The following is a 13,488-nucleotide window of genomic DNA, read 5'->3' on the forward strand; positions in this document are numbered from 1 at the left end:
CCCGGGCGGGCGACGTGCGCCGGCCGGGAAACCGGGACAGTCGGCGGCATGACCGACATCGAGTTGCGGGGACTGACCAAGAGATTCGGCACGGTCTCCGCCGTACGCGATCTGACCTGCACCATCACCCCCGGCGTCACCGGCTTCCTGGGTCCCAACGGGGCCGGCAAGACCACCACGCTGCGGATGCTGCTCGGCCTGGTCCGGCCGACCGCCGGCAGCGCCGTGATCGGCGGCCGCGCCTACCGCGACCTGGACCGGCCGCGCAGCGTGGTCGGCGCCCTGCTGGAGGCCTCCGGGTTCCATCCCGGCCGGACCGCCCGGCAGCACCTGCTGGCCACCGCCGAGGCGGCCGGCCTGCCCCGGACCCGGGTCGGCCTGGTCCTGGACGAGGTCGGCCTGACCGCCGACGCGGACCGGCGGACCGGCGGCTACTCCCTCGGCATGCGGCAGCGGCTGGGCCTGGCCGGCGCGCTGCTCGGCGACCCGGAGGTGCTGATCCTGGACGAGCCGGCGAACGGGCTGGACCCGGCCGGGGTGGCCTGGCTGCGGACGCTGCTGCGCACCCTGGCCGCCCAGGGCCGGACCGTGCTGATCTCCAGTCACGTGCTGGCCGAGGTGCAGCAGACGGTGGACCGGGTGCTGATCCTCGGCGACGGCACGCTGCGCCACGCCGGGCCGCTCACCGAGCTGGACGGGCTGGAGTCGGCGTTCCTGCGGCTGACCGGGAACGCGTCGTGATCGCCGCGGAGGTCCGCAAGCTGCGGACGGTACGGAGCCCGTGGGTGCTTCTGCTCGCCGCGCAGCTGGTGGTGATCGCCGGGGTGAGCGGCCTGATGCTCGGCCAGGCGGGCGGGCTCACCGCGGACGGCCAGCGGGACGCGATCGCGCACGCCGGCCTGGTCTCGATCTTCGCGCTGGTGCTCGGCATCCTCGCGGTGTCCGGTGAGTACCGGCACCGGACGATCACCGACACCTACCTGACCGAGCCGCGCCGGGAGCGGGTGGTGCTCGCCAAGCTGGCCGTCAACGTCGTCGCCGGCCTGGTCTTCGGCCTGGTCGCGGCGACCGTGGCGGTGGCCGCCACGGCGATCTGGGTGGCCGCGAAGGGCGGCACGATGGCCTGGGGCGCCGACCTGTGGCAGGCGGCCGGCGGCGCGGTCGGCTGGAACGTGGCCTTCGCCGCGCTGGGCGTCGGGGTGGGCGCGCTGGTCACCAACCCGCTCGCCGCGATCGCCGGCGCGCTGGCCTGGATCGCCCTGGTCGAGGGGATCGTCGGCCAGCTGTTCGAGGACGCGCTGAGCTGGCTGCCGTTCCGGCTCGGGCCGGCCCTGGAGGGGCTGGGCGGGCAGGGGTTCCCGTCGGCCTGGTCGGCGGCGCTGGCGCTGAGCGGCTATGTCGTGGCGTTCGTGGCGGCCGCGGTGGCCACCACGATCCGCCGGGACGTCAGTTGAAGGTGGCCACCCGGTGGTGGGTGTCGCCGCCGATCATGGTGAAGTCGCCGCCCGCCGCGATCACGCCCAGGGACGGGCTGGCGGTCAGCGCGCGGACGCCCTGGACGCCGTTGGCCTGCGGGGCCCAGTCGGTCAGGTCGCCGTCGCCGTCGATCGCGGCGAGCTTGACCCGGGACCGGGAGTCGTCCACGCAGTCGCCGAACTTGTCCATGTCCGGGCTGGTGCAGGCCCGGTCGAAGTGGCCGCCGACGTAGGCGGTGCCGTCCAGCGCGGCGACCGCCTGGACGTCGCCGTCGAAGGTGCGGGACCAGCGCGGCCGGCCGTCCAGGGTCCACGACTCGGCCCGGCCGCCGAGGCCGCCCAGCCCGGCGTAGACGCCGTCGCCGTCGACCGCCACCGCGTAGACGACCGCGGCGGGTTGCGGCCGGAAACCCCGGACCAGGGCGCCGCTGCGGGCGTCGACCGCGGACAGCCGCCGGGTGGACGCGACATTGTTCGTACGGTGGAAGCTCCCGCCCAGGTAGACCCGGCGGCCGGCGGTGGCCAGGGCGTAGACCGGCGCGTCCGCGGACGGCGTCCAGTCCTCGTCCAGTTCGCCGTCGCCGAGCCGGAAGGCGGCCAGCCGGGACCGCTCCTCGCCGTCCACCGCGGTGAAGTCGCCACCCAGGAAGAGCCGGCCCTGCGAGATCGCCAGCGCGCGCGGCGAGCCGTCCACCTCGTGCGCGAACTCGTCCAGCTCGCCGGTGCCGGCGTCGAACCGGGCCAGCGCGTCGCGTTCGACTCCGGAGACCGTGCCGAAGTCGCCGGCCGCGTAGACCGCGTCGCCGATGGTGGCCAGCGCGCGTACCGTCCGGTCCGCGGTCGGCGCCCAGTCCAGCAGCTCACCGCTGGTCGCGTCGAAGGCGGCCAGCCGGGCCCGGGCCACCCGCCGCCCGTGCGTGGTGGCCGCGGTGAAGTTCCCGCCGACGTACACCGTGCTGCCCCGGAACGCGACCGCGTAGACCGAGCCGTTGAACGACGGCAGGCTCCGCGACTCGGTGCCGACCTCCGCCGCCCGGGCTGGTGACCAGCCGAGGACCGTGCCGGCCAGGACGAGGCCGGCGGTGAGCGCGACCCGCAACCGCTGTGAGATACGCATGTCGAATCAAACGGCGCGGCGCCCGGCGGGGATGCGGTGAAAGTCTCAGCCGGTACCGTCCGGCGTCGATCAGTCACGCATGCGGTTGCGCCGAGTCCGACGGCGGGCAGGCGTGCGGACCAGTTCCCGCCTGTTCGCCACCTACGCTGCCGCCAGCCTGATCCCGGTGATGGTGCTGGGCGCGGTGATGTGGCAGGGATATCGCCGGGACGCCACCGAGCAGGGCCGGCGGCAGGGGCTGGCGCAGGCCGCGGTGATCGCCGAGATGGCGGTCGCCCCGGCGATGGACGGCGCCGACCTCGAGCACGGGCTGACCACCAGCCAGCTGGAGGGCATGCGGCGGGCCACCGAGCTGGCCGTCTTCCACGGCTCGATCCTGCGGCTGCGGGTGCGCGGGTTCACCGGGCAGGTGGTGTTCTCCGACGACGGGTCGACCAGTGGCGGGCTGCCGGTGGCGGACCCGGACTTCACGGCCGCGGCGGCCGGCGGATCGCGGGTCAAGGTGATCGGCGGGCCCGGCCAGGAGGTGATCCGGGTGGTGCAGCCGCTGGTGGCCAGCGCGTCCGGGCAGGCCATCGGGGTGCTCGAGCTGTATCTGCCCTACCAGGGGATCGCCGCGCAGTCGCGGGCCCAGCTGGCCGGTTTCGCCAAGCGGGTGGCCGGCGGCCTGGCCGCGCTCTACCTGGTGCTGGCCCTGCTGGCCTGGTGGACCACCCGGTCGCTGGGCCGGTACGCGGCCCAGCAGGAGTACCAAGCGACGCACGACATGCTGACCGGGCTGCCGAACCGGTCGGCGTACCGGATCCGGGCCGAGCAGGTGCTCGCGGCCGCCGAACGCGACGGCGGGCACGGCGCCGTGGTGCTGCTCGACCTGAACCGGTTCAAGGAGGTCAACGACACGCTCGGCCACCACGCCGGTGACGAGCTGCTGCGGGTGGTCGCCGAGCGGCTGCGCGCCGGGCTGGGCGACGGCGACCTGCTGGCCCGGCTGGGCGGCGACGAGTTCGCCATGCTGCTGCCCGGCCGGGACGCCGGGCAGGCGGTGGCGCTGCTGGAACGGATCCGTGACCGGGTCGCCGACGAGCTGGTGCTGGACGGCGTGCCGCTGAGCATGGAGGCCAGCTTCGGCATCGCGCTCTACCCGGAGCACGGGACCGGCCTGCAAGATCTGAAGCTGCGCGCGGACGCCGCCATGTACCACGGCAAGCGCGGCACCGAGGACATCGTGGTGTTCGCCGGCGGGACGGCCGGGCACCCGCACCAGTGGCTGAAGATCCAGGCCGAGCTGCGCCACGCGCTGGAGCGGGACGAGCTGGTGCTCTGGTACCAGCCCAAGGTCGGCCTGCCGGACGCCACGATCACCGGGGTCGAGGCGCTGGTCCGCTGGCAGCACCCGGACCGCGGGCTGCTGCCGCCCGGCGAGTTCCTGCCGGCCGCCGAGCACTCCGGGCTGATCGCGCCGCTCACCGAGTGGGTGCTGCGCCGCGCGCTGGCCGACCAGGCCGGCTGGACCGCGACCGGGCAGGACTGGACGCTCTCGGTCAACGTGTCGGCCCGCAACCTGGACTCGCCCGGCTTCGTCGGGTACGTCGCCGCGCTGCTCGCCGAGACCGGCGCCCGCGCCGACCGGCTGATCCTGGAGGTCACCGAGACGGCGCTGGCCGGCGACGTGGACACCGCGGTCCGGGCGGTCAAGGAGCTGGGCGCGCTGGGCGTGGGCGTCTCGGTGGACGACTTCGGCACCGGGTACACCAGCCTGTCGCACCTGCGCGGGCTGCCGATCACCGAGATCAAGATCGACCGGGCGTTCGTCGCCGACGTCGACCGGGATCCGCAGGGCCAGGCCATCGTCCGCTCGGTGATCGAGCTGGCGCACGGCCTGGGCAGCCGGGTCACCGCCGAGGGCGTGGAGACACCGGAGATTCACCGCTGGCTCGTCGAGGCCGGCTGCGACGAGGCGCAGGGCTGGCTGTACGGCCGCCCGGTGCCGTGGCCGCAGGTCGCCGTCGAACCGATCACCGAGAGGACCGCCCGATGAACGTTGTCCGCCGCGCGCTGGCGCTGACCGGGGTGCTGGCCGTCTTCGCGGCCGGCGGCTGCGACGCCGCGATGACCAGCAGCGAGTCCGGCCTGGATGTGACCGGCGCGGTCACCGCCGACGAGACCCTGCGCGCCCAGCTGCCGCAGAGTGTCCGGGACCGCGGGTTCATCCGGCTGGTCACCGACGCCAGCTACGCCCCGATGGAGTACTTCGCCGCGGACGGGCGGACCATCATCGGTTTCGAGCCGGACGTGGCCGCCGCGCTGGGCGCCGTGCTCGGCATCCGGCTGGAGATGGTGGTCGGCGACTTCGCCAGCGCGCTCGACGAGGTGAACAAGGGCACCTACGACGGGGTCTTCTCGTCGATGACGGACAGCGCCGAGCGGGAGAAGAAGGCCGACTTCGTCAACTACTTCAGCACCGGCACGTCGGTCCTGGTGCAGCGCGGGAACCCGGCGCACATCCGGAACCTCAGCGACCTGTGCGGCAAGCCGGTCGCGGTGGAGGCCGGCACCTTCCAGGAGGACATGCTGGCCCGCCGGCAGAAGAGCTGCGGCGCGGAGCCGATCGTGGTCACCGCGCTGAAGACCAACGCGGACGCGCTGGTGCACCTGCGGACCGGCCGGGCGGTGGCCGTGCTCAACGACTTCCCGCCGGCGTCGTACCTGGTCAACGACGCTCGGACGAGCATGTACTACCAGCTCGCCTCGGACATGCAGTACGAGACCGGGCTCTTCGGGATCGCGGTGGCGAAGAGCAACCCGCAGCTGCGGGACGCGCTGCAGGGCGCGCTCGCCCGGCTGATCGCCACCGGCACCTACGGCGAGCTGCTCAAGCGCTGGGGGCTGAGCTCCGGCGCGGTGACCGAGGCGACGGTGAACGCCGGGCGCTGAGCCACCGGGCATCGACACCCTTGCGGCTACACGCTTGTGTATTAGCCTACACATGTGAGTAGCGACAGCGACCTGACCGCGCGGGCCCGGATCCGTGACGCCGCCATCCGGCTCTTCGCCGAGCGAGGCATCGCCGGCGCCACGGTCCGCGACATCGCGCAGGCCGCCGGGGTCTCCTCCGGCCTGCTCCGGCACCACTTCGGCTCCAAGGAGGGGCTGCGCGACGCCTGCGACGAGTGGGCGCTGAGCCGCATCTCCGAGCTGCAGATCCGGTTCGCCGAGACGCAGGTGGTGGGTGCCCTCCCGCCGGACACCATGGCCCTGCAGCGGTTCCTGGTGCGCTCGCTGATGGACGGCTCGCCGACCGGGCGCAAGATGTTCGCCGAGTCCGTCGACCGCGGCGGCTTCTGGCTGGAGAAGACCGGCATCGACAGCGCCGACCCGCGCGCGTTCGTCGCCGTGGTGGCCGCCATGAAGATGGGCATGTTCCTGATGCACGAGCAGCTCAGCGACGTGCTCGGCGAGGACGTCAGCGAGCTGCCCGGCTGGCTGCGGATGGTCCGCGCCTCGGTGGAGGTCTTCGAGCGCCCGCTGCTCACCCCGGAACAGGCCGACCAGGCCAGGAAGGCGCTGGATCGGCTCGCACTCCACGAAGGGGAGCAGCCATGACCGAAGCCATCGATGCCGAGGGACTCGTCAAGCGGTTCGGGAAGGTCACCGCCCTGGACGGGCTGGACCTGCGGGTCCGGACCGGAGAGGTGCACGGCTTCCTCGGGCCGAACGGAGCCGGCAAGACCACCACCATCCGGATCCTGCTCGGGCTGATGCGCCACGACGGCGGCCGGGTCCGGCTGCTCGGCGGCGACCCGTGGGCGGCGGCGACGCGGCTGCACCAGCGGTTGGCGTACGTGCCGGGTGACGTCACCTTCTGGCCCAACCTGACCGGCGGCGAGGTGATCGACCTGCTCGGCCGGCTGCGCGGCGGGCTCGACCCGAAACGCCGGGACGACCTGATCGAGCGGTTCGCGCTGGACCCGCGGAAGAAGGGCCGGACCTATTCGAAGGGCAACCGGCAGAAGGTGGCGCTGATCGCCGCGCTCGCCTCGGACGTCGAGCTGCTGCTGCTCGACGAGCCGACCTCCGGGCTGGACCCGCTGATGGAGGAGGCCTTCCGCGAGGTGATCATGCAGGAGAAACGGCGCGGCGACCGGACCGTGCTGCTCTCCAGCCACATCCTGGCCGAGGTCGAGGCGCTCTGCGACCGGCTGACCATCATCCGCGACGGGCGCGCGGTGGAGACCGGCACCCTGGACGACCTGCGGCACCTGACCCGGACCACGATCCGCGCCGAGCTGACCGGCCCGGTGAACGGGCTGGCCGGCCTGGCCGGGGTGCACGACCTGACCACCGCGGACGGGCGGGTGGCCTTCGACGTGGACGCCGAGGCCCTGGAGCCGGCGCTGCAGTCCCTGGTCGCGGCCGGGGTGCGCAGTCTGGTCAGCCAGCCGCCGTCGCTGGAGGAGTTGTTCCTGCGGCACTACACCCGCGATGCGGCCGGGAGCGCGCGATGACCGGCACCGGCCGGCTGCTCCGGCTGATCCTGCGCCGCGACCGGGTCATCCTGCCGCTCTGGGTGCTGCTGCTCGGCATCCTGCCGCAGGTCTACCTCGCCGGCTTCCAGAAACTGTTCACCACCGACGCCGAGCGGCTGGAGTACGCGCACGTCAGCGCCGCCAACGCCGGGTTCACCGGCCTCTACGGCCCGCTCTCCGGGGACAGCCTGGGCGAGCTGGTGGTCTGGCGGGCCGGGTTCGTCCCGGTGATGATCGCGCTGGCCGCGCTGCTCACCGTGATCCGGCACACCCGGGCCGAGGAGGAGGCCGGGCGCAGCGACCTGATCCGGGCCACCGTGGTCGGCCGGTGGGCCCAGCTGACCGCGGCGCTGCTGGTCACCGCGCTGGCCTGTCTGGTCATCGGCCTGCTCGTGACCGGCTCGATGATCGGGGCCGGCGAGCCGGTGGAGGGCTCGGTGGCGTTCGGCGCGCTGTTCACCCTCAGCGGCTGGCTGTTCGCCGGGGTGGCCGCGATCGCCGCCCAGCTGACCAGCAGCGCCCGGGGCGCCCGGATGATCGCGGTGCTGGTGCTCGGGGTGGCCTACGTGCTGCGGATGGGCGGCGACATCTCGGCCGCCGGGGACGGGCGGCTGGACTGGCTGGCCTGGTTGTCCCCGCTCGGCTGGGTGCAGAAGATCGTGCCGTTCGGCGCCGACGACTGGGCTCCGGCGGTCCTCGCGCTGCTGGTCGCGGTGGCCGCGGTGGCGGTGGCCGGGGTGCTGCTGACCAGGCGGGACCTGGGCGCCGGCCTGCTCGCCTCCCGGCTCGGACCGGCGCACGCCGGGGCCGGCCTGGCCTCGCCGCTCGGGCTGGCCTGGCGGCTGCACCGGGGGCTGCTGCTCGGCTGGACCGCCGGGTTCGCCGCGCTCGGCGTGGTCTTCGGCGGGGTCGGCACCAGCGTGGTGCAGCTGGCCGAGACCAGCAGCGGGGTGGCCGACACGTTCGCCAAGATCGGCGGGACCGGGTCGATCACCGATGCGTACTTCGCCTCGACCACCGGGATCTGCGCGCTGATCGTCGCGATCTACGCGATCCAGGCCGCGCTGCGGATCCGGGACGAGGAGCAGAACGGGCACGCCGAGCTGATCCTGACCACCGCGGTGAGCCGCACCTCGTGGGCCGCGAGCCACCTGCTGTTCGCGCTGCTCGGGCCGGCGCTGGCGATGGTGGCGCAGGGCGCGCTGGCCGGGGCGACCTTCGGCGACCTCGGGCCGGTGCTGGGCGCCGCGGTGGCCCAGCTGCCGGCGGTCTGGGTGCTGGGCGCGGTGACCGTGCTGCTGATCGGCGCCTTGCCGCGCTACGCCGCCCTGTCCTGGGGCACGGTGGCGGTGAGCCTGCTGATCCTGCTGGTCGGGCCGCTGCTGGAGTTTCCGCAGTGGGCGATGGACGTCTCGCCGTTCACGCACGTGCCACAGCTGCCCGCGGCGAGCTTCTCCGCCGTACCGGACATTGTCTTGATCCTGATCGCCCTGGTCATCGGCGGCGCGGGACTGGTGAGCCTCCGTCGCCGGGACATCCCGGCGTGAGAACGGCCGGCGGCTGATGCCGCCGGCCGCACGCCTCAGTGCGTCTTGCCGCGTTTCGGCAGGACCAGCTCCTCGTGGTCCAGCTCGCGGTTGAGGACCCGCAGGTTCTCGTCGTCCAGCCGGCCGGCGTCCCGCCAGCGCAGCAGCTCCTCCCGCTCGGCGTCGATCACCGCCTGCCGCACGGTCAGCGCCGCCTCGTACTGCTCGGACAGCGGCACCTCCGGCGAGTCGACCTGTTCCAGCAGGTCGAGCCGGTGCCGGTAGCGGTCCAGGCGGACCTGGAGCTGCCTGCGCATGGTCTCCATGGCCTCGTCCTCGTGGCTGTCGTGGTGCTCGCCCTGGATGTCGTCGAGCCGATTCAGCGCGGCGCGGACCGCGGCCGAGCGGGCCTCGTTGCGCAGCCGCGCCTTGTCCGTCTCGTTGGCGCGCAGGCCGAGCCAGCGGACCAGCGGCGCGAACGTCAGACCCTGGCCGACCAGCGTCACCAGCACCACCGAGAAGGCGCAGAAGGCCAGCAGGTCGCGGTTGTCGAAGTTCGGCAGGCTGTAGACCGCGGCGAGGGTGATCACGCCACGGGTGCCGGCCCAGCTCAGCGCGGCGGACTCCTTGCCGCTGAGCGACCGTTCCTTGACCGTGCCGGAGTCGTCCTCGCCGCCCAGCCGGGTGTGCAGCGAGCGCGGCAGCAGCTGGGTGAGCACCAGCCAGAGCGGACGCAGGATCAGCACGACGCCGAGGGTGACCGCCAGCGCGATCACGATGGTGCTGGTCTCGTACTGGTCCAGCTCCTGGATCACGGTGCGCATCTGCTGGCCGATCAGCAGGAAGACCACGCCCTCCAGCAGGAAGTCGATCAGCCGCCAGACGGCGCTGGTCTGCAGCCGGCTGGCGCCGGTCGCGTACCGGGGGGTGTCGTGGCCGATGATCAGGCCGGCCACCACCACCGCGAGCACCCCGGAGACGTGCAGGTGCTCGCCGAGCAGATAGGCGGCGAACGGGGTGACCAGCGAGATCGCGTTGGCGGTCAGCGGGTCGGCGCGCAGCACCCGGAGGAACCGGACGGTCCACGCCACGGCCCAGCCGACCAGTACGCCACCGGCCGCGGCCAGGACGAACTCGCCGACCGTGGCCTTGACCGAGAAGTCCTCGTGCCCGGTGGCCACGTCGCTGGCGACCAGCAGGATGGTCAGCGCGGTCGCGTCGTTGAGCAGGCCCTCACCCTGGATCAGGGTGATCAGGTTGGTCGGCAGGCCGGCCTTGCGGCCGACCGCGAGCGCGGCGACCGGATCGGGCGGGGCCACCGCCGCGCCCAGGGCGATCCCGGCGGCCAGGCTGACGCCGGCCACCCAGAGCGAGAGCCCGTACCCGACCAGGAGCGCGGTGGCGATCACCAGGGCCACCGACAGGCTGATCACGGTGCGCATGTTGCGCCGGATGTCGAGCAGCGACGAGTCCAGCGCCGCGTTGTAGAGCAGCGGCGGCAGGATGAAGGTCAGAATGAATTCCGGTTCGAGCTCCACGTTCGGACCGGGCAGGTAGGCGTAGGCGATACCGAAAACAGTCAGCAGGACGGCGGCGGGCAGGCCGGTCTTCCCGGTGATCCAGTGCACCGTCACGATGATCGCGACGGCGCCCAGACCGAAAAGAAGGGTCTCCTCGAGGCTCATCCGCCTATTCTTCGCTACTCCCGATCACGTCGTTGTGGCAGGTCGATGACGTGATCGGGAGAAACCTGCGAATCAGTCGCGGGCGGCCGTCCGCAGGGCGGCCCGGTGGCGCTTGACGATCGGCAGGGCGCCCCGGGCGATCTGCCGGACCTCGGCCTCGTCGCCGTCGGTCAGCTCGGCCCGGATCACCCGCGCGGCCTGCGCGTGCAGGCTCGCCTGGGTGGTCAGGAAGAGCCGGTCGAAGCCGGGCCGGGCGGTGCTCCGGTAGAGCGCGACGCCCTGCTGGACTGTGCTGTTCGGGGCGGTGTCCAGCTCCACGTGCAGGGACGCGGCCACCTGGCGGACCGCCGCGTCGAGGTGCTCGCTGTCCGCGGCGAACCGGGCGCCGAGCCGCCGGATCCGCGGGTCGGCCGCCTTGCGCGCGGCGATCCGGCCGAGCGCGATCTGGGCCAGGTTGCCCTGGTGGGCGGTGCGCAGGAAGGCGGCGTCCGGGTCGAGCCGGCGGGCCGGCGGAGCCATCGCCGAGGCCGCGGTGGCGGGCGCGATCAGCGCGGCGATCAGGCCGACGACCGTCGCGAGGCGTTGGAGTCGCATGAAAAAGTCCCCCTATGTCGGAGACCGCAGGCTAACCGCGATAAACCGACATAGGGGGACGATTCACTGCTTATAACTCAGTAGCGGTAGTGCTCCGGCTTGTACGGGCCCTCGACGTCCACGCCCAGGTACTCCGCCTGCTTCTTGGTCAGCGTGGTGAGCCGGACGCCGAGCGCGTCCAGGTGCAGCCGCGCGACCTTCTCGTCCAGGTGCTTGGGGAGGACGTAGACCTGCTTCGCGTACTCACCCGGCTTGGTCCAGAGCTCGATCTGGGCCATCACCTGGTTGGTGAACGAGTTCGACATCACGAAGCTGGGGTGGCCGGTGGCGTTGCCCAGGTTCATCAGCCGGCCCTCGGACAGGATGATCACCGAGTGCCCGTCCGGGAAGCGCCACTCGTGCACCTGCGGCTTGATCTCCACCTTCTCCACGCCCGGGACCTTGGCCAGGCCGGCCATGTCGATCTCGTCGTCGAAGTGGCCGACGTTGCCGACGATCGCGTTGTGCTTCATCGCCTGCAGGTGCTCGACCCGGATGATGTCGGTGCCGCCGGTGGTGGTGACGAAGATGTCCGCCTCGCCGACCACGTCCTCCAGGCGGACCACCTGCATGCCGTCCATCGCCGCCTGCAGCGCGCAGATCGGGTCGACCTCGGTCACCACGACGCGGGCGCCCTGGCCGCGCAGGGTCTCCGCGGAGCCCTTGCCGACGTCGCCGTAACCGCAGACCACGGCCAGCTTGCCGCCGAGCATCACGTCGGTGGCCCGGTTCAGGCCGTCGACCAGGGAGTGGCGGATGCCGTACTTGTTGTCGAACTTGCTCTTGGTGACCGCGTCGTTGACGTTGATCGCCGGGAAGAGCAGGGTGCCCTCCTTGGCCAGCTTGTAGAGCCGGGCCACACCGGTGGTGGTCTCCTCAGTCACGCCGCGGATCTCGGCGGCGATCCGGGTGAACCGCTGCGGGTCCTCGGCGAGGCTGGCGCGCAGCGTCTCCAGGATGATCGAGTACTCGTGCGAGTCGGCCTCGGTGGCCTGCGGGACCGCGCCGGCCGCCTCGAACTCGACGCCCTTGTGCACCAGCAGGGTGGCGTCACCGCCGTCGTCCAGGATCATGTTCGGACCCTGGCCGTTGCCGAAGTCGAACAGCTGGGTGGTGGCCCACCAGTACTCCTCCAGGGTCTCGCCCTTCCAGGCGAAGACCGGGACGCCGGCCGGGGCGTCGACGGTGCCGGTCGGGCCGACCGCGACCGCGGCGGCCGCCTCGTCCTGGGTGGAGAAGATGTTGCAGGACACCCAGCGCACCTCGGCGCCGAGCGCGACCAGCGTCTCGATCAGGACCGCGGTCTGCACGGTCATGTGCAGCGAGCCGGCGATCCGGGCGCCCGCGAGCGGCTTCGACTCGCCGAACTCGGTGCGCAGCGACATCAGGCCCGGCATCTCGTGCTCGGCGAGGCGGAGCTGGTGCCGGCCGGCCTCGGCCAGGGTGATGTCGGCGATCGCGAAGTCGAGACCGTTGACAGACTTCAATTTCGACGTAGCGGACTCTGTGCTCATGAAAAGAGGGCTCCTCCCTCTCAGGAGGCGCCCTTACGTCAAAGACTCCGCACCCGAGCGTGGCGGACGCCATTGTCCGTTGCAGCGCCTCTCGGATCGGCGTGACTACTTTATCTTCTTCGTCGCTTGATCACATGCGCCTGAGGGTTCCGTCGGTGTCGGTAATGACATAGGTCCCGTCGCCCAGCGGCTCCAGGTCGTCCGGCTCCATGGTCACGATGCCCAGGTCACCGAGGATCTCGCCGGTCCGGGTGCCGACCCGGAAGTGCCGCCACTCCTCGTCTCCGGTGGCGACGACCACGATCGCCGTCTCGTCGTCCAGGTAGCCCCCGCCGAACTCGATCGAGTCCGCGCCGAACTCCTCCGCGGCGAGCCGGAACCGCACCTCGCCGCCGGGGAAGTCGTGGAAGGCGACGTCGTCCTGGCCGTGGTCGATCGTCATGAGCTGGCTCTCGTCCGGCGCGACGCCGATCGGCACCCGGTCGTACCAGTCGAACTCGTGCGGCTCGCCGTCCGGCGCGGCCAGGAAGACCCGGGCGCCGTCCTGGCCCTCGCCCACGTCGAGCAGCATCCGCCCGTCCCGGAGGGCGTGCTGGCCGCCGCCCTGCCCGGCGGTCTCCAGCGGGAACCGGCGGCGCGGCTCGCCGGTGGCCGCGTCCAGCACGATCCACTCGTCCTCGTCGCCCCGGCCGGCCTCGGTCTGCGGCGCGTACACCCAGACCAGGGTGTCGTCGGCGGAGAACACCGCGTCGAGCAGGAAGGAGCCGGCGTGCTCGCCTCGCGGGCCGAGCTCGAAGCGCCAGCGCTCAGCGCCGTCCGGGCCGATCCGGACCACCGCGTCGTCGGTCGCGTAGACCAGCGCGTCGCGGGTCGAGGACACCGACCACGTCCAGACGTCCGGCGGCAGCGGGAAGATCCGGAGCGGCTCGAGGGCCTCGTCGAACACCTGGACGTCGTCGCCGGACCGGCGGGAGATCACGCGCACGCGCGAAGACTACGTCACGCGATGGGA

The 13,488-nt window shown here is 72.6% G+C and carries 12 protein-coding genes; 7 read left to right on the forward strand and 5 right to left on the reverse strand.

What is annotated here, in order from left to right; genetic code table 11:
- Nucleotides 1–48 precede the first annotated feature (48 nt).
- A complete protein-coding gene (locus BJY16_RS10585; protein ID WP_185039166.1) occupies nt 49–741 on the forward strand; it encodes an ABC transporter ATP-binding protein in 693 nt (230 codons plus the stop codon).
- Nucleotides 738–1,454 carry an ABC transporter permease gene (locus BJY16_RS10590; RefSeq protein ID WP_185039171.1) on the forward strand — a complete coding sequence of 239 codons (717 nt, stop codon included), beginning with the start codon at nt 738–740 and terminating at the stop codon, nt 1,452–1,454. The genes BJY16_RS10585 and BJY16_RS10590 overlap by 4 nt, the downstream gene beginning before the upstream one ends.
- On the opposite strand, the gene BJY16_RS10595 is transcribed toward BJY16_RS10590, so the two are convergent.
- Nucleotides 1,447–2,592, reverse strand: a complete 1,146-nt coding sequence (locus tag BJY16_RS10595) for a hypothetical protein (protein ID WP_185039173.1) — start codon at nt 2,590–2,592, stop codon at nt 1,447–1,449. The genes BJY16_RS10590 and BJY16_RS10595 overlap by 8 nt on opposite strands.
- 112 nt (nt 2,593–2,704) lie before the next feature.
- Between BJY16_RS10595 and BJY16_RS10600 the strand changes: the two genes are divergently transcribed.
- Genes BJY16_RS10600 through BJY16_RS10620 form a run of 5 tightly spaced genes read left to right on the forward strand, consistent with a single transcriptional unit; the run spans nt 2,705 to nt 8,665 of the window.
- On the forward strand, nt 2,705–4,630 hold the full coding sequence (locus tag BJY16_RS10600; RefSeq protein ID WP_239177836.1) for a putative bifunctional diguanylate cyclase/phosphodiesterase: 1,926 nt from the start codon (nt 2,705–2,707) through the stop codon (nt 4,628–4,630).
- Nucleotides 4,627–5,526, forward strand: a complete 900-nt coding sequence (locus tag BJY16_RS10605; protein ID WP_185039178.1) for an ABC transporter substrate-binding protein — start codon at nt 4,627–4,629, stop codon at nt 5,524–5,526. Before BJY16_RS10600 ends, BJY16_RS10605 begins: the two co-directional genes overlap by 4 nt.
- A gap of 54 nt (nt 5,527–5,580) precedes the next feature.
- Nucleotides 5,581–6,195, forward strand: a complete 615-nt coding sequence (locus tag BJY16_RS10610; protein WP_185039181.1) for a TetR/AcrR family transcriptional regulator — start codon at nt 5,581–5,583, stop codon at nt 6,193–6,195.
- Complete coding sequence (locus tag BJY16_RS10615) at nt 6,192–7,097, forward strand: ABC transporter ATP-binding protein (protein WP_185039184.1); 906 nt, start codon at nt 6,192–6,194, stop codon at nt 7,095–7,097. Before BJY16_RS10610 ends, BJY16_RS10615 begins: the two co-directional genes overlap by 4 nt.
- On the forward strand, nt 7,094–8,665 hold the full coding sequence (locus tag BJY16_RS10620) for an ABC transporter permease (protein WP_185039187.1): 1,572 nt from the start codon (nt 7,094–7,096) through the stop codon (nt 8,663–8,665). Before BJY16_RS10615 ends, BJY16_RS10620 begins: the two co-directional genes overlap by 4 nt.
- Nucleotides 8,666–8,700: 35 nt before the next feature.
- Here the strand turns inward: BJY16_RS10620 and BJY16_RS10625 are convergent, their stop codons facing one another.
- The 4 genes from BJY16_RS10625 to BJY16_RS10640 form a co-directional block, all read right to left on the reverse strand.
- Complete coding sequence (locus tag BJY16_RS10625; RefSeq protein WP_185039190.1) at nt 8,701–10,329, reverse strand: Na+/H+ antiporter; 1,629 nt, start codon at nt 10,327–10,329, stop codon at nt 8,701–8,703.
- A gap of 72 nt (nt 10,330–10,401) precedes the next feature.
- Nucleotides 10,402–10,923, reverse strand: coding sequence for a DUF4142 domain-containing protein (locus BJY16_RS10630; protein WP_185039193.1), 522 nt, complete (start codon nt 10,921–10,923; stop codon nt 10,402–10,404).
- A 77-nt stretch (nt 10,924–11,000) separates the two neighbouring features.
- Entirely contained in the window at nt 11,001–12,476 is a 1,476-nt protein-coding gene (gene ahcY, locus BJY16_RS10635) for an adenosylhomocysteinase (RefSeq protein ID WP_185039195.1), read from the reverse strand.
- Nucleotides 12,477–12,606: 130 nt separating this feature from the next.
- Nucleotides 12,607–13,461, reverse strand: coding sequence for a hypothetical protein (locus BJY16_RS10640; RefSeq protein ID WP_185039197.1), 855 nt, complete (start codon nt 13,459–13,461; stop codon nt 12,607–12,609).
- Between the last annotated feature and the right edge of the window lie 27 nt (nt 13,462–13,488).

The sequence above is a fragment of the Actinoplanes octamycinicus genome (assembly GCF_014205225.1).
In the GTDB taxonomy this organism is placed as follows: Bacteria; Actinomycetota; Actinomycetes; order Mycobacteriales; family Micromonosporaceae; genus Actinoplanes; species Actinoplanes octamycinicus.

Bases quoted from the DNA above. Each gene is read 5' to 3' on its own strand.
- BJY16_RS10585 (WP_185039166.1), top strand. From the start codon at position 49: ATGACCGACATCGAGTTGCGGGGACTGACCAAGAGATTCGGCACGGTC.
- BJY16_RS10595 (WP_185039173.1), bottom strand. From the start codon at position 2,592: ATGCGTATCTCACAGCGGTTGCGGGTCGCGCTCACCGCCGGCCTCGTC.
- BJY16_RS10605 (WP_185039178.1), top strand. From the start codon at position 4,627: ATGAACGTTGTCCGCCGCGCGCTGGCGCTGACCGGGGTGCTGGCCGTC.
- BJY16_RS10615 (WP_185039184.1), top strand. From the start codon at position 6,192: ATGACCGAAGCCATCGATGCCGAGGGACTCGTCAAGCGGTTCGGGAAG.
- BJY16_RS10620 (WP_185039187.1), top strand. From the start codon at position 7,094: ATGACCGGCACCGGCCGGCTGCTCCGGCTGATCCTGCGCCGCGACCGG.
- BJY16_RS10625 (WP_185039190.1), bottom strand. From the start codon at position 10,329: ATGAGCCTCGAGGAGACCCTTCTTTTCGGTCTGGGCGCCGTCGCGATC.
- BJY16_RS10630 (WP_185039193.1), bottom strand. From the start codon at position 10,923: ATGCGACTCCAACGCCTCGCGACGGTCGTCGGCCTGATCGCCGCGCTG.
- ahcY (WP_185039195.1), bottom strand. From the start codon at position 12,476: ATGAGCACAGAGTCCGCTACGTCGAAATTGAAGTCTGTCAACGGTCTC.